Source organism: Kitasatospora sp. NPDC048407 (assembly GCF_043200475.1).
In the GTDB taxonomy this organism is placed as follows: domain Bacteria; phylum Actinomycetota; class Actinomycetes; order Streptomycetales; family Streptomycetaceae; genus Kitasatospora.
Genome location: NZ_JBICXW010000020.1, coordinates 87,741 through 102,354, shown reverse-complemented (window position 1 = coordinate 102,354; position 14,614 = coordinate 87,741). Strand labels below are relative to the sequence as shown.

The following is a 14,614-nucleotide window of genomic DNA, read 5'->3' as shown; positions in this document are numbered from 1 at the left end:
GGCCGGGCCGTTTCCGGCGTGGGCCGGGCCGGGCGTCAGGCCGTGGTGAAGATCAGGCTCGCGTTGTGGCCGCCGAAGCCGAAGGCGTTGGTGAGGGCGGCGGCGGTGGTGACGGGGCGGGCGGTGGTGGTGACCAGGTCGAGGTCGGCGGCGGGGTCGGGGGTGGTCAAGTTCCGGATGGGCGGGACGAGTTGGGTGCGGAGGGAGCGGGCGGTGGCGAGGGCGGCGAGGGCGCCGGCCGCGCCGAAGAGGTGGCCGGTCATGGACTTGGTGGCGGTGACGGCGGGGCGGTGGGGGCCGAAGACGCGGGCCAGGGTTTCGGCTTCGGTGAGGTCGCCCTTGGGGGTGGAGGTGGCGTGGGCGTGCACCATGCCGATCTGTTCCGGGGCGATGCGGGCCTCGGCGAGGGCGCGGCGGATGGCGCGGCTCTGGCCGTCGGGGTGGCCGGCGGTGATGTGGTGGGCGTCGGAGGTGACGGCGGCGCCGGCGAGGGTGGCGTAGGCGCGTCGGCCGGGGCGGAGTGAGGCGCGTTCCAGGATCAGGACGGCCGCGCCCTCGCCGATGACGAAGCCGTCCCGGTCGAGGTCGAAGGGGCGGGAGGCGTGGGCCGGGTCGTCGTTGCGCAGGGAGTGTGCGCGGGCCTGGGCGAAGCCGGCCAGCGGGAGGGGGTGCAGGCAGGCCTCGGTGCCGCCGGCGATCACCACGTCGGCGCGGCCGAGGCGGATCAGGTCCAGGCCGAGTGCGACGGCCTCCGCGCCGGACGCGCAGGCGCTGACGGGGGTGTGGGCGCCGGCCTTGGCGCCGAGGTCGATCGACACCCAGGCGGCCGGACCGTTGGCCATCAGCATCGGCACGGTGTGCGGCGAGACCTTGCGGACGCCGGAGCGCTCCAGCACGTCGTCCTGCTCCAGCATGGTGACCGCGCCGCCGGTGCCGGTGCCGATCACTACCGCCAGACGTTCCCCGTCCACTTCGGGCCGGCCCGCGTCCGCCCAGGCCTCGCGGGCCGCGATCAGCGCCAACTGCTCGCTGCGGTCGAGGCGTCGGGCCTCGATGCGGTCGAGCACCTCGGACGGTTCGACGGCGAGCTGCCCGGCGATCCGGATCGGCATCTCGGCCGTCCACTCCCGCTCGATGGCCCGGATGCCGTTGCGGCCCTCCAGCATGGCCTGCCAGGTGGCGGGGGCGGTGCCGCCGAGCGGGGTGGTGGCGCCCAAGCCGGTGACCAGAACGGGGTCGGTGACGCTGTCGGATTCCATGCGCACGGTGCAGCTCCATTTGTAGTGATGGCACAACAAGTTCCGCCCCGGCGTTCGGCCGGGTCGGTCGGTGATGGCCACTCTGCCAAGGGAGGATGGGGGGTTGGGGTACTGAACGGGACTGATTCGCGTCCGGCGAATTTGGAGGGAACGGACAGATTGAGTCGACGGTTCGCCGGGAAGGGCTCAGGGGCTCAGGGGAGCAGGGTGCGGGCCCGGGTGAGGAGGGCGGCGTGGGCCTACGGCGACGCCGAGGTGGTCGCCGCAGCCGCCCAGGACCCCGGCGGCCTGTTCTTCACCGCCATCGAGCAGTACGTCGGCGGCTGGGCCGCGGACCTGATGCCCGTACTGATCGTCACCAGCATCCTGGCCTCGCTGCTCGCCTGGAACCTCGACCACAACGTGTTCGGCGACCGGCCCGTGCACCGCGCCCTGATCGAGGACATGGTCGGCCCCGGCGTGCCGGTGTTCATCCGGCTCTACGACGGCCACTCCGCGCTCGTCACCGGCGCCGCCCTGCGCGCCGCCGGCGTCACCGGGCCGCGCGAGTTCGCCCAGCGCGCCACCGTGGTCTGTGACCCCGGCGGCACCCCCACCGGCCACCTGATCGAGTTCGCCGCGATGGAACTCGTCACCGCCGTCATGCCCAGCCGCCCGCTCGCCGAACGCCGGGACACGCTGCACTCGTTGCTGCTCGACATGGCCGCCCGCGGCCTGGCCGGCGCGCACGTGATGGACGCCGGCGGCGACATCCTCGAACTGGTCCGCGCCATCGAGTCCGACCGCCCCCTGCCGTTGCGGCTGCGCATCGTCCCCTGGTGCATGCCCGGCGCGAGCGCCGCCGACCTGCGCCAACTCGCCGACCTGCAAGGCGAGTCCGGCCGCAACTGGCTGGTCGGCGGGGTGAAGCTGTTCATGGACTGCACCGTCGAAGGCGGCTCCGTCTGGCTGGAACGCCCCGACTGCCACGGCGAGGGCGCCGCCGCGCTGTGGCTCGACCCCGCCGAATACACCTACGTGGTCCGGCAGTTGGACGCCTACGGGGTGCGCACCGCGACCCACGCGATCGGTGACGCGGGCGTGCGGCACGTCCTCGACACCATCGCCGCACTGCCGTACACCGCCCGGGGCCGGCGCCGGATTTAGCACATCGAGACGCTCAGCGACGAACAGGCGCTGCGCTTCGCCGAGTTGGGCGTCCCCCGTCCACGCAGCCCACCCACTCCGCGTACACCCGGGCCGACCACACCGACGCCTGGTCCACCCGCCTCGGCGTCGAACGCGCCGAACGCGCCGAACGCGCCTGGATCTGCCGCACCCTGCGCGACAGCGGCGCGACCCTCGCCCTCGGCTCCGACTGGCCCATCGCCCACCACGGCCCGCGCGGCGTCCTCGCCTACGCGCAGCTGCGCCGCCACGCCGGCACCGCGCCCGTCGCCCTGCGCCAGGGGCTCACCCCGCTGGTGGCGCTGGAGGGCTACACCACCCACGCGGCCCGCGCCGCAGGCGAGTTCGACCGCACCGGCCGTATCGTGCCCGGGCTGCGCGCCGACCTCACCGCCTTCGCACTCGACCCGCTGACCGCGCAGGCCGATGAGTTCGCAGGTCTGCCGTGCCGATGACCATGTCCGGTGGTTTGGTGACGAACCGTCAGATCTAAGGTTCTTGTGGTTGGTTGAGGTAGAGGTCCAGGGCGGCCGCGCCCGAGAGCAGGGCGCGGCCGCGGGCGGTGAGGCGGTCCTGCCAGGCGGCCAGGGTGGGGCGGACGGCATCCGGGTGGCCCGCCGAGCGCAGGCGGTGCAGGATCTCGGCCGTCCGGGCCAACCCGTGGCCGCCGCGCCGGAGTTGCTCGGCGATCAGCAGCTCGCGGACCTGGTCCGGCGTGTACGTCCGGTAGCCCGTGCGGGCGTCGCGGGACGGGGTGACCAGCCCCGCGCGTTCCCACTCGCGCAGCGTGGCCGGGCGCAGGCCGAGGCGGTGGGCGAGCGGGCCGATGTGGGTGAATTCGCTCTCGGCGACGGCCGGTTGGGCCGGTTGGGCCGGTTCGGTGGCGGCCGGTTGGGTGACGGTTGGTTGGGCCGGTTCGGTGGCGGCCGGTTGGCGCGGGGGCAGGTGATCGAGTGCGGTGCGCACCGCGTCCAGGGTGCGGCGGTCCTCGGCGAGGAGGGCGTGGCTGTCGTCGATCAGCCGCAGCGCCTCCTCCGACTCCCCGGTGTTGACGGCGCACAGGATGGCGCCGGCCGCGCGGTGGCCGTGCCCCGGCAGCAGGGCCAGGAACGCGCGGAGCGCGACGGCGTGCCGCTCCCCGTACTGCCGGTACCCGTACGGGGACCGCTCGGCGGGCGGCAGGATGCCCGCCTCCTCGTAGTTGCGCACCGCCTGGGTGGACAGGCCGTGCTCCCGGGCCAGATCGATCGGCCGCAGCGCCATGATTTGAAACTTTTCTACTGGATTCGCGGGCTGAGAGCAGAAAACTTTACAACGAGAATTCAGGGATACGGTGGAAGTCATGACTCTCTGGTCTTCGCTCCGGGACGCTTCCCGTCCCTTCTCCCCGTCCGCCGTCACCGACCTGATCCCGCCCGGCACCCGGGTGCTGGCACTGGGTGAACCCACCCACGGCGTCGAGGCGTTCCTCGACATCCGCAACGAACTCTTCCGGCACCTGGTCGCCGAACACGGCTACCGGTCGATCGCCGTGGAGAGCGACTGCCTGGCGGCGCTCGCCGTGGACGCCTACGTGGGCGGCGGCGGGGAGGGCGAGCTTGCGGACGTGGTGCGGGAGGGGTTCAGCCACGGTTTCGGCGAGTTCGCCGGGAACCTTGAACTGGTGCGCTGGATGCGGGAGTTCAACGATGGGCTGGGGGAGGGGGAGGAACGGCTGCGGTTCTACGGCGCGGACGGGCCGCTGGAGACGACGCGAGCGGCGGCGCCCGGGCCCTCGCTGGTCCGGTTGCGCGACTTCCTGGCCGCGCATCTTCCGGCCGAACTCGTGGTGCCGGAGGGCAAGTTGCGGCGGCTGTGCGGGCCGGACGAGAGGTGGACCGACCCGGCGGCGGCGTTCGAGCCCGAGCGGTCCGTCGGGCGGACGGCCGATGCCGAGCAACTACGGCTGGTCGCCGACGATCTGGCGGCGCTGCTCGCAGCGCACGGGCCGCAGTTCGCGGCCGAGGCGGACCCCGAGACGTACTGGCGGGCGCAGTTGGACGCGCGGACCGCGAGCGGGTTGCTGCGATTCCACGCCGCGATGGCGGACACCGGGCCGGACCGGTTCAACGCGCTGATGCGGCAACGGGGGCTGATGATGGCCGACAACCTCGAAGCGATCACACGCCGCGAGGCGCGGCGCGGTCCGACACTGGTCTTCGCCCACAACCTCCACCTCCAGCGCGAGGCCGCCCGCATCCCGCTCGGCACCCACCACCTGCTCAGCTGGAGCGCCGGTTCCCTCCTCGCCGCCCGCCTCGGCGAGGGTTACGCCTTCGTCGCCACTGCCTTCGGCCACCGCGCCGCCGACGACCACCCCGCCCCCGAGACTCTCGAGGGCCACCTCGCCACCCTGCCCGAGGCCCGTTCGGTCCTGGACCCCGGGCTGCTGGCCGCCGCGACGGCCGGTCGGGTGAAGCGGCGGGTTCCGGCTGATCACACGTACTTCGGGCTGGATCCGGAGGCGCTGGAGTTGCTGGACGGGGTGGTGTTCGTGCGGGAGATTCCGCGGCAGGCAGGGGTGTTCGGGGGCGGGTGAGGCGGGGCGATCGGCTTGCGGCGGGCAGGCTGCGGCTTGGTCGGGGGCGGGGCGTAATTCGCGGCGGGGTGCGGGCGATTCGGGGAGGATGCCGGGATGCGTCGTCATGTGTGGGCCGGGCTGGCCGAGAATCCGTTGCTGCCGGTCGAGGCGGTGGACCGGCTGCTGGCGATGGGCGAGCCGGACCTGTCGCTGGAGCTTGCGGAGCGCACTGATCTGACGGCGCCTCAGAGACTGGTCCTTGCCGAGCGGGGTGTCGCGGTCGCGGGGGGCCTCGTTGAGAGTGGGCAGTTGGCTGTGGAGCGGATCGACCCGGCGCAACAGCCGGTCGCCGCGCTCGCTCTGCTGCGGGCCGGGCTCGCGCCCGTCGAGTGGGCGCACGTGCTGGTCGAACGGGACGAGCTGCGTGAGGAGTTGGCCGGATGCCGCGCGCTGCCGCGCGAGGTGGCGCGGCGGCTGGCGGGCGACTCCGATCCTGCCGTCCCGCTCGCGCTCGCCGAGGAGACGGCCGACCCGGAGATTGCCGCGCTGCTGGCCGCGCACCCGTCGCAGCACATCCGGGCGGAACTCGGCTTCAACCGGGACGTGTCGCCCACCGTCCTCGCCGACCTGATCAACGACCGTCCGCCGCTGATCAGTTGTGACGTATGCGTGCGCCACGCCGTCCCATGGGTCCATCCGCCGGACTGCCCGGACCCGGAGTGCACCCTGCCTGGCGGGGCGGCCTGCGACGGGAGTCACCAGTACGCGCGGCACACGATTCTGCGGACCGCGCTCGGGAATCCGGCCGCGCCCGTCGCCGAGGTGATGCGGTACCTGGACGCCCCGTCGCCGTTCCTGCGCGAGCAACTCGCCTCGCGCACCGACCTCCCCGCGTCCGCGTACGCCGTGCTCGCCGCCGCTCCGGAGATCTGGGTGCGGGAGCCGCTGGCGAGCAACCCCGCGATCGGGGAGGAACTGCTCCGGCACCTCGCCGAGGACCCGTCCGTGGAGGTGCGACGCAGCGCCGCCCAGCACCCGCTGCTCCCGTTGGACGTCCTGGGCCGGCTGTGCGCCACCGACTGGCTCGGTTCGCTGCTGCTGCCGCGGATCGCCGCCGCCACGCCCGCCGAACTGGACGCGCTCGCCGGCTCCGCCAACCCCGAACTGCGCCGCCTGACCGCACTCCGCCGCGACCTGCCCGCCCCCGTCCGCGACCGGCTCGCCGACGACGCCGTGGCCAAGGTCGCTGCTGCCGTCGCGCCCCATCCCGGCCTGGGCGAAGGGCAGTTGAGAGCAATGCTTCGGCGCCACGGCCGCGCCGTCGGGGCCGGAATCGCGGCCAACCCCGACGCGAGTACGGCGCTGCTGGCCGAACTCGTCCGCGCCGACCACAACGTCGCCACCCTGCGCGCCCTGGCCGACCACCCCGCGGCCGACGGCCCCACCCTCACCGCCTGTCTGCGCGACCGACGAGCCCGCCGCAAGGCCGCCGCCCATCCGGCGCTGCCGCTCGCCCAACTCCTGCCCCTGCTGGACGACTCGGACCCGGCGACCGTCCAGGGCGCCGCCGCGAATCCGGCGCTGCCAGTGGCCGAGATGCTGCGGCTGATGCCGCCGGACGGGGTGAGCTGACGGGCCGTATTACTAGCCTCGCCCACGTGAACCACACCGATGGCCGACAGTTCCCCGCCGCTCTCGCCGCCGCGCTGGCACTCGTCCTCGACTGCGACTACGACGGTGACGGCGGGATCGACTTCGAGCCGCTCCCGGCTTTCGAGTGCGCCGACGACACCACGTCCTGGTTCCGGGCCTGGACCGGGAACGCCGAACTGGACGGTGACGGGTTCCAGGTGTTCGGCCAGGACGGCAGCGGCGGGTACGCGGCGTTCTGGCTGGTCCGGACGGGGCGTCCGGTCGTGGAGCAGCCCGTGGTGTTCCTCGGATCCGAGGGCGAAACCGGCGTCGTGGCCCGCGACTTGGGCGCGTTCCTGTGGCTGCTGGGCGGCTATGGCCCGGGCGAGGCCGCCGACCCGTGGCGGCGGCGCGAGTGGAAGGCCCGGCCGCGGCCCGAACTGCTGGCTGTCGCCGAGCAGTTCGCCGGGGAGCGGCGGCAGTCGCCCACCGCGGTGATCGAGGAAGCGGCCATGGAGTTCCCCGAGTTCGACGACACCGTGGCCGAGCTCTGCCGCTGAGGTCGCGCCCCGGGGAGCAGGTTGTCAGCGGTTGTGGACCGGCGGGTCGAGCAGGCGGGTCGCCAACTGGCCGGCGTCGGACGGGTCGTGGACCGGGCGGGGGAACGGGATGCGTGGGCCCTGGAGGTGCTTGTCGGGGATGGTCCGGCCGAGGGCGGACGTCCAGTCGGGGCGGTCCAGGACGACCACGTGGGCCTCGTGGTGGGCGGCGTCGTCGTTGTCGTCGTCGTGCGGGGCCAGGTGCACGCGCAGCCGGGTGTCGTCCAGCCACTCGGCGGTGATGACCTGGCGGCCCCAGGAGTGGGCGAACATCGACCGCCGGGTGTTGTTGAAGAGTCCCACCAGGAGCAGCTGGCCCTCGAAGAAGTAGCCGCCGTCTTACTCGCCGAGGCCCACCGCGAGCAGCGGGCTGCTCGGGTGGAACGCCAGCGCGTTGATGTGGTGCTCGCACTTGATCCGGCGCAGCAGCCGGGCCCGTTCGCCCGTCTCGAACAGGCCGAGCGTCAGGGCCTCGCCGTACTTGTCCGCGCACGCCACGGCGAGCAGCCGGCGGGCGGGGTCGGCGACGGCGAGGACGGGCTCGCCGAGGGCGGCGAGCTCGTGGATGGCGGTCATGCGGGTGAACTCCGTTGGCGGGACGGGTCAGTGGGGCGGGGCGCCGGTCCAGATGACGTCCTTGCGCTCCATCCGGGTGCCGTGGGTGAACTGGAGACTGAACGGGTTGGCCGAGGCGTTCGGCAGCCCGTACGTCTCCTGCCCGGTGGCCTCCTGGCCGGGGTCGAGGTTCTGCGGGAGAGCCTTGTACTGGCTGCCGCCGTACAGCGGGTGGAGCAGCGTGCCGTGTGAGTCCTTGACGATCAGCAGGCCCGAACCGTACAGCGACAGCTGGGCGTTGGTGGTGTTGACGACGGTGACCCGGACCTGGACGAACGTCGCGTCCTCCGGGAGCGGCGCGCCGCCGCTCCGGCTAGGAGTGACGAGGGTCGGCTCGGACATGGTGACCTTCAGGCCGTCCGGGTACGTGTAGGAACCGCCGAACGACAGACGGCGGGCCCGCTCGTCCGCGGCCTTCGTCTCCTGCTCGGTGGCGCGCTGCCTCGCCCGCTCGTCCGCGAGGCGCTGCCGCTCGGTGTCGTCGCGCCGCTGCTCCTGCACGCGGCGGTGTTCCTCGCGGACGCCGGCCTGCACGGCGACGATGGCGAGTCCGCCGACGCAGAGGGAGGCCACCACGCCGATGAGGCCGAGAATGGTGCCGGTGAGCGCCATCGCCCGGTTGGTGGCGAGGCCCTTGCGCGACAGGCTCAGGCCGATGAAGCCGAAGATCACCGCGAGTAGGGCGGGCAGCCAGGCGAGCCAGAACAGGATCAGCGGCAGGCTGAGCACGAGCCCGACGATTCCGAGCACCAGGGCCGTCACGCCCATGCCGTTCCGCGGCTGCGGGGCCGGAGGCGCGTACGGCGGCCAGTACGTGCCGGTGGCGCCGGGGGCCTGGGGCGGGCCGGGGGCCGGAATCGGAGTCGGTGTCGGTGTCGGTGCCGGATACGGCGTGGGCGGTGCCGTGTTGGGGTTCGGTGCGGCCCACGGGTTGGCGGATGGCGGGGTGTCCGCGGACGGGGGTGCGGGCTCGGCCATGGCCTCGGAGGCGGGCGCGGGCGTGGGCTCGGAGGCGGACTCGGGCATGGCCTCGGAGGCGGACTTGGGCATGGCCTCGGGCGTGGGCGCGGGCTCAGGCTCTGCCATCGACACGGGCGCGGGCTCGGCCTCGGGCTTCGCAATGGAGACGGGCTCGGACTTGGCTTCGGCGTCCGGCTCGGGCGCGGAGACAGGCTCGGCCTCGGCCTCGGGTTTCGCCATGGAGACGGGCGCGGGCGTGGCCTCGGACACCGGCCCGGCAGCAGCTTCGGGCGCCGGCCCGGAAGCGGTTTCGGGGCGGTCGGGCGGGGTGGGGACGGTCATGCGGCAGCACCTTGGGCTTCGGGACGGCGGTGATCGGGCGCGCCGATCGCGACCAGGCAGTTTCCCGTGAATCGCGGCCGGAAGGCGAACCGATTTTCGTATCGTCCCACGAGCGGTGGAGGGTGCTGAGCGAGGGTCAGGCCGGGCCGAGATAGGTGTGCACCACGGCGGGCTCCCCGGCGGGCGTCAGCCAGTTCGCGGTGGCGGTGCAGACGAACTGCCAGCCGGCCCGCTCGTACAGCGCGATCGCACCCGCGGCACCGGACTCCACCTCCAGCACCGGCCGCCGCCCGCCCTCGACCGCCGCCTGCGCCGCCCGTTCCAGCAGCGCGCCGGCCAGACCACCCCGCCGCGCCGGAACCCCGACGAACAGCCGTGCCACGGCGGCGAGTTGGTCCTCCGGGAGCCCGACCGCCGCCGCCAGGACGGGCCCGCTGTGTGTGAGGGCCACGTGGCCGAGCACCTCCGGCCCGTTGGCGGCGACCCACACGCCGAGCAACTCCGTTGGCGTCAGCCAGTGTTTCGGTTCGGTCGGCCAGTACGCCGGATACCCGTCCGACTCGTACACACCGGCCAACGCCCGTACGCAGGAAGGCAGATCGTCGTCACGTCGCGGGCGGATCACGGGCTCGGTCATGGTCCGATCATGGCACGGGCCGGCGCGGCGGAACGGCCCGCGTCAGGTGGTGCAGGCGAGCAGGCGGCCGTCCGCGGTGCCGATCAGCACGCGGCCGGGGCCGGGGACGGTGAGTGCCGTCGCGACCGCCGTGACCCGGCCGACGGTGAGCGGGGCGCGTCGCAGGACGGTGCCGTCGGTGGCCGAGAGGGTCACCAACTCGGCGTCGTCGTAGGCGACATGGACGAGGCCACGGTCGCAGTCGGCGTCCAGCGCGAGGGCCGGGCGGTCGGTGCGGAAGACCCAGCGCGGCGTGCCGTCGGACGGGTCACGGCGGACCACGAAGGAGCCGCCCGGTTGCAGGCCCTGGCCGTGGTGGACAGTTCCGGCGTGGAGCAGGTCGCCGTCGGGGAGTTCGACGCCGGGGCCGGGCAGGTGGGTTTCGGTCGGGTCCCAGGACAGCGGGAAGCGCTGTTCGAGCCGGCCGATCGTGCGGAAGGGCCGTTCGGCGGCGGGCAGGCGCGACGGGTCGGCCGTCGCCACCCACCGGTCGGGCCGGGGCGGGTGCGGCGAGGTGTACACCAGGCGGCTGTGCCGGATCCGCAGATCGCGGTGCCAGAACGGGGCGATCACCGGGAGGCCGTCCGCGCACGCCAACAGCCCGGTGTTGCGCCGGGGTTGATACTGCGCGAGCCGGGAGCCGTCCGCGAGGGAGAGCTCGGTGACCGACCACGGTTCGGCGCTGCGGACGAAGACCGACTGCCGCTCGGGGGCGACCGCGAACTCGCCTGCGCGGTCCACCCGTTCCGCCGACCAGGCGACGGCGTCCGATGGTGTGCGGCACTCCAGCACCCCGGGCAGCGCCACCAGCAGGCGCCCGTCCGGGAGTTCCTCGACAGCGCTGACCGGACCGCGCGGCGCCCATCCGCCGTGCAGGTCGTCCAGCAGGCGGCGGGCCGCCTCGGCGCCGTCCGGGCGGGGGACGGGAAGGCGCGGACCGGCCAGTTCGGCCGGCGTGACGGACCCGGGGGCGACGGTGCGCCAGTCGGGGCGGTGCAGTACGGCGCGGTGGCCGTCCTGCCACGCGGCGCGGTCCTGCCAGTCGTCCGGCGGGGCGAGCAGCAGCCGCAGCGACTGCCCGTCCAGCCACTCCAGGCCGAGCACCTCGCGACCCGTCCAGTCCTCGAACAGCGAGACGTGCGCGCCGGATTCGAGATCCAGCAGGAGCAGCTCGCCCTCGAAGGAGTGCCCGCCGTCGTACCGGCCGGTGCCGATCGCCAGCAGCGGCAGCTCGGGGTGGAACGCCAGCGCGTGCACGGGGTAGCCGGAGCGCAGCAGGGCGACGCAGGCCAGGTCGCCGGTGCGGTACACCGTCACCGGCGCCGGCCGCCCGTGGCGGGCCAGGCCCGCCACCGCGAGCAGGGCGCGGCGCTCGTCCGTCACCGCCACCGCAGGGTCGCCGGCCTCGGCGAACGGCCGGTCGGCGAAGCGGCGTTCGATGTGGAAAGTGCTGGTCACGGAGGTGATCCTAGAAGATCGTCCGGAACGGGAATCTTGGTGGGGGAACGGTAGTTGGGGACTCCGGGTCGACATGCGGCCGGATGACCGAAGTGGACGGGGGAGACGGCCATGGCGTACCAGGGCGGTGCGGTGCAGGGCACGGTGGCGGCGGGCTTCGAGGGCGTGCGGGACGAATTCGCCGCCGCGCTGGGCGAGATGAACGCCTCGCCGGAGGCGCAGCTGGTGGTGCACGTCGACGGGCGCCGGGTGGTCGACCTGTGGTCCGGCGACGGGACGGAGCCGGACACGCTGATGAACGTGTTCTCGATCTCGAAGGGCGCGGCGCACCTGGTCGTCGCCCTGCTGGTGCAGGACGGCGTGCTCGACCTGGACCGCGAAGTGTCCTCGTACTGGCCGGAGTTCGGCGCGCACGGCAAGGATCGGCTGACGCTGCGTGAGCTGCTCGCGCACCGCTCGGGCGTGCCCGGGGTGGACGGCGGCTTCACTGACGAGGAGCTCGCCGACGACCGGGTGATCGCGGCCCGGCTGGCGGCCCAACGGCCGTTCTGGGAGCCGGGATCGGCGTACGGCTACCACGCGTTCGTGATCGGCGCGCTGACCGGCGAGGTGGTGCGCCGGGTGACCGGCCGTTCGATCCAGCAGATCTTCGAGGAGCGGATCCGCGCCCCGTACGGGCTGGACCTCTACCTCGGCCTGCCCGAGGAGTTGGAGCCGCGCCGGGCCGGGACGCTGCCGCACCTGCCGACGCCGGAGGAGGCCGCGCGGCTCGCGGCCAGGAAGCTCGACCCGAACAGCATCCTCGCCGTCGCCGGCAACCAGAACGGGCCGCACAAGACGGAACTGGTGGACTTCGCCAACAACCCCACCGTGCGGGCCCTCGGGCCGGCCTCGTCCGGCGGCGTCGGCACCGCCCGCGGCGTGGCGGGCATGTACTCGGCGGCGATCGGCGAAGTGGACGGCCGGGCCCAGCTGTTGAAGCCGGAGACCATCACCGAGTTCGCCCGCCCGCAGTTCCACGGCACCGACGTGATCACCGGCAACGAGGACGTCTTTGGCCTCGGCTTCGAGGAACTCACCGCCCTATTTCTCCCGTTGGGCCCCGAAGCCTTCGGCCACAGCGGCGCCACCGGCTCCCTCGGCTTCGCCGACCCGGGCGCCGGCCTCGCCTACGCCTACACCCGCCGTCGCTTCGGCTTCCCGTCCCGCTACGGCGCGGGCCCGGAGAACCACAAGCTGATCGCGGCCGTTTACCGGGCGCTTCAGGCAAACTGACGCAACGTCAGAAGCGCAACGGGCCGGCTCCCGTGGGGTGGGGCCGGCCTGTCGCGGTTGCGGGGGAGTGTCAGGAGCGGCTCTCGACCTGGACGGCGGGCTCCAGCGGGGAGGCGATGTCCTGGGGCTTGCTGCGGGACGCCCAGTCGCGGATGCCCATCAGGACCATGACGAAGAAGATGCCGTAGACGATGCCGGAGAAGTACAGCTCCGAGTGGATGGCCAGCGGCACGCCGACCAGGTCCACGGCCAGCCAGACGAACCAGAACTCGATGTAGCGGCGGGCCTGGCTGTACATGGCGAGAATCGATCCGATGAAGATCCAGGCGTCGGCGAGGATCATCCACCACGGGGCGCCCGGGTAGAACGAGGCGTCCTTCCAGTTGAGCACCGCGCCGAACGCGGCAGTGCCGAGCACCATCGCGCCTATCAGCAGGGCGCGTTCGGTCCAGGTCGCCCAGCGGACGTTGATGACGCCTTCCTGCTCGCGGCTGCGCTTCCAGGTCGCCCAGCCCCAGGAGGCCGACACGATGATCACGACCTGCCGGGCGGCGTTGCCGCCGAGGTGCACGTTCAGGCTGGCGATCAACAGGAAGACCGAGCCGAGAATCTGGACGGGCCAGGCCACCAGCGAACGGCGCAGCGCCAGCCAGACGGTGGCGAGCGCGAGGATGTTGCCCAGGAAGTCGGACCAGTAGACGGGGAGTCCGAAGAAGCTGAACTGCTCGTTCAGCCAGTTGAATGCGCTCATTGCTCACACCTTTGTTCGTTCGGAGCGAGGAGGGGGAAGAGCGGCCGGGCCCTGCGAGGGGGGATGCGGGGCGGGGCCGGCCGGGCACGCGGGCGTTGGGCGCAGACGTGGGTGTGGGGGTGAGGGTGCGTGCCGTGCAATGGGAAAGGGGGAGGGGGCGTGCCGTGCAGCGGGAAGAGGGGGTGGTCGGCCCCGCATCGGGGGAAGCGGGGGCGGGGCCGACCGGCTTGTGGGGTACGGGCCGCGAGGCCGTGCGTACCTGCAAAATAACGAAGTTGACGAAACGTCAGCTGAGCACAGCGGCCCGAACGCGGCAGCCGTGCGCCGAGTCCAGCAGCGCCTCCGAGCGGCGGACGTCCGCCTTCACGGCGAGCAGTAGCTCGTCCACCGAGGCGAACCTGATGGTGTCCCGGATCCGGGCGACGAACCAGAGGGCGACGTGCTCGCCGTACAGGTCGTCGGAGGTGTCGTGGCAGTACACCTCGGTGTGGATTCGCGGGCCGTCCTCGAAGGTGGGGTTGGTGCCGATGCTGATCGTCGCGCGGTGCACGGCGCCGGTGGCCGGGCGGGCCAGCCAGCCGCTGTAGATGGCCGGTGGCGGGACGTCCGCGCCGGGGTCGGGGGAGATGTTGGCGGTGGGGAAGCCGAGGCCCCGGCCCCGTCCGGCACCGTGAACGACGGTGCCGGACAGGCGGGTTGGCGAGGGCGAGGGGTCAGGCATGGGGGGACAGCTCGCGGAACTGGCTGGTGTGGAAGACCAGCGGCTCCACGCCGGGGAACAGTTCGGCGGTGAGCAGCTCCATCAGGACGATCTCGTGGTCGCCGCCGTCGTACACCGCGCCGACCCGGGCGGTCAGCCACAGCGCGGCGCCCTCGATGAGCACCGCGCCGTCCGGCGTGGCTTGCCAGTCGGTGCCCTCGAAGCGGTCGCCCGAGCGGGCGGCCAGCCGGCGGCAGAGCGTGCCCTGGCCGTGGCTGAGCACGCTGAGCCCCAGCACCGGCAGGTCGGCGAGGCGCGGCCAGGTGGTCGAGGTGCGGGCCACGCTGACCGCGATCATCGGCGGTTCCAGCGATATCGACACGAACGAGCTCGCCGCGAACCCGTCCGGCGCACTGTCGCGCAGTGCGCCGATCGCGACCACGCCGGTGGGGTACGCCCCGAAGGCCTGGCGCAGCGTGGCCGCGCTCAGGTCGCCGGTCGGTCCGGGCAGCGTGGCCGCGCCCAGGTCGCCGGTCGTGCTCGGCCGAGCGGCCGTGCTCAAGTCACCGGCTGTCGTGGGGTGGTGGGCAGGAGTGGCCATGGCCGTCGTCGTCCTCTCG

General features: G+C 73.3%; 14 protein-coding genes and 1 pseudogene. 5 read left to right on the top strand and 10 right to left on the bottom strand.

What is annotated here, in order from left to right; all coding sequences use genetic code 11:
- Positions 1-35 precede the first annotated feature (35 nt).
- Positions 36-1,259 carry a beta-ketoacyl-[acyl-carrier-protein] synthase family protein gene (locus ACGFWJ_RS29115; protein ID WP_392954933.1) on the bottom strand — a complete coding sequence of 408 codons (1,224 nt, stop codon included), beginning with the start codon at positions 1,257-1,259 and terminating at the stop codon, positions 36-38.
- Positions 1,260-1,634: 375 nt separating this feature from the next.
- On the opposite strand from ACGFWJ_RS29115, the pseudogene ACGFWJ_RS29110 reads away from it, so the two are divergent.
- A pseudogene (locus ACGFWJ_RS29110) lies at positions 1,635-2,919 on the top strand (amidohydrolase); the annotation flags it as partial.
- Here the strand turns inward: ACGFWJ_RS29110 and ACGFWJ_RS29105 are convergent.
- On the bottom strand, positions 2,916-3,689 hold the full coding sequence (locus ACGFWJ_RS29105; RefSeq protein ID WP_392954885.1) for a MerR family transcriptional regulator: 774 nt from the start codon (positions 3,687-3,689) through the stop codon (positions 2,916-2,918). The pseudogene ACGFWJ_RS29110 and the gene ACGFWJ_RS29105 overlap by 4 nt on opposite strands.
- 79 nt (positions 3,690-3,768) lie before the next feature.
- Between ACGFWJ_RS29105 and ACGFWJ_RS29100 the strand changes: the two genes are divergently transcribed.
- From ACGFWJ_RS29100 to ACGFWJ_RS29090, 3 genes are all read left to right on the top strand, one after another.
- Positions 3,769-5,004 (top strand): erythromycin esterase family protein, encoded by a 1,236-nt coding sequence (locus ACGFWJ_RS29100; protein WP_392954883.1) that lies wholly within the window; start codon positions 3,769-3,771, stop codon positions 5,002-5,004.
- 96 nt (positions 5,005-5,100) lie between these two features.
- A complete protein-coding gene (locus tag ACGFWJ_RS29095; protein WP_392954881.1) occupies positions 5,101-6,618 on the top strand; it encodes a hypothetical protein in 1,518 nt (505 codons plus the stop codon).
- Between the two features lie 26 nt (positions 6,619-6,644).
- Positions 6,645-7,178, top strand: coding sequence for an SMI1/KNR4 family protein (locus ACGFWJ_RS29090; protein ID WP_392954879.1), 534 nt, complete (start codon positions 6,645-6,647; stop codon positions 7,176-7,178).
- A 24-nt stretch (positions 7,179-7,202) separates the two neighbouring features.
- Here the strand turns inward: ACGFWJ_RS29090 and ACGFWJ_RS29085 are convergent, their stop codons facing one another.
- The 5 genes from ACGFWJ_RS29085 to ACGFWJ_RS29065 form a co-directional block, all read right to left on the bottom strand.
- A complete protein-coding gene (locus tag ACGFWJ_RS29085) occupies positions 7,203-7,520 on the bottom strand; it encodes a hypothetical protein (RefSeq protein ID WP_392954877.1) in 318 nt (105 codons plus the stop codon).
- 36 nt (positions 7,521-7,556) lie between these two features.
- Positions 7,557-7,793: a hypothetical protein gene (locus tag ACGFWJ_RS29080; protein WP_392954875.1), complete on the bottom strand. Its 237-nt coding sequence runs from the start codon at positions 7,791-7,793 to the stop codon at positions 7,557-7,559.
- A 27-nt stretch (positions 7,794-7,820) separates the two neighbouring features.
- Complete coding sequence (locus ACGFWJ_RS29075; protein WP_392954873.1) at positions 7,821-9,134, bottom strand: hypothetical protein; 1,314 nt, start codon at positions 9,132-9,134, stop codon at positions 7,821-7,823.
- Positions 9,135-9,270: 136 nt separating this feature from the next.
- Positions 9,271-9,771, bottom strand: coding sequence for a GNAT family N-acetyltransferase (locus ACGFWJ_RS29070; protein ID WP_392954871.1), 501 nt, complete (start codon positions 9,769-9,771; stop codon positions 9,271-9,273).
- 42 nt (positions 9,772-9,813) lie between these two features.
- Complete coding sequence (locus tag ACGFWJ_RS29065) at positions 9,814-11,268, bottom strand: hypothetical protein (protein WP_392954869.1); 1,455 nt, start codon at positions 11,266-11,268, stop codon at positions 9,814-9,816.
- A 111-nt stretch (positions 11,269-11,379) separates the two neighbouring features.
- Here ACGFWJ_RS29065 and ACGFWJ_RS29060 point away from each other — a divergent pair, with 111 nt between their 5' ends.
- Positions 11,380-12,543: a serine hydrolase domain-containing protein gene (locus ACGFWJ_RS29060; protein ID WP_392954867.1), complete on the top strand. Its 1,164-nt coding sequence runs from the start codon at positions 11,380-11,382 to the stop codon at positions 12,541-12,543.
- A gap of 70 nt (positions 12,544-12,613) precedes the next feature.
- Here ACGFWJ_RS29060 and ACGFWJ_RS29055 read toward each other — a convergent pair whose 3' ends face one another.
- From ACGFWJ_RS29055 to ACGFWJ_RS29045, 3 genes are all read right to left on the bottom strand, one after another.
- Positions 12,614-13,294, bottom strand: coding sequence for a nicotinamide riboside transporter PnuC (locus ACGFWJ_RS29055; RefSeq protein ID WP_392954865.1), 681 nt, complete (start codon positions 13,292-13,294; stop codon positions 12,614-12,616).
- A 286-nt stretch (positions 13,295-13,580) separates the two neighbouring features.
- Positions 13,581-14,015: a riboflavin kinase gene (locus ACGFWJ_RS29050; protein ID WP_392954863.1), complete on the bottom strand. Its 435-nt coding sequence runs from the start codon at positions 14,013-14,015 to the stop codon at positions 13,581-13,583.
- The gene (locus ACGFWJ_RS29045) at positions 14,008-14,556 is read right to left on the bottom strand and encodes a flavin reductase family protein (protein WP_392954861.1); all 549 of its coding nucleotides are present in this window, start codon (positions 14,554-14,556) and stop codon (positions 14,008-14,010) included. The genes ACGFWJ_RS29050 and ACGFWJ_RS29045 overlap by 8 nt, the downstream gene beginning before the upstream one ends.
- Positions 14,557-14,614 lie beyond the last annotated feature (58 nt).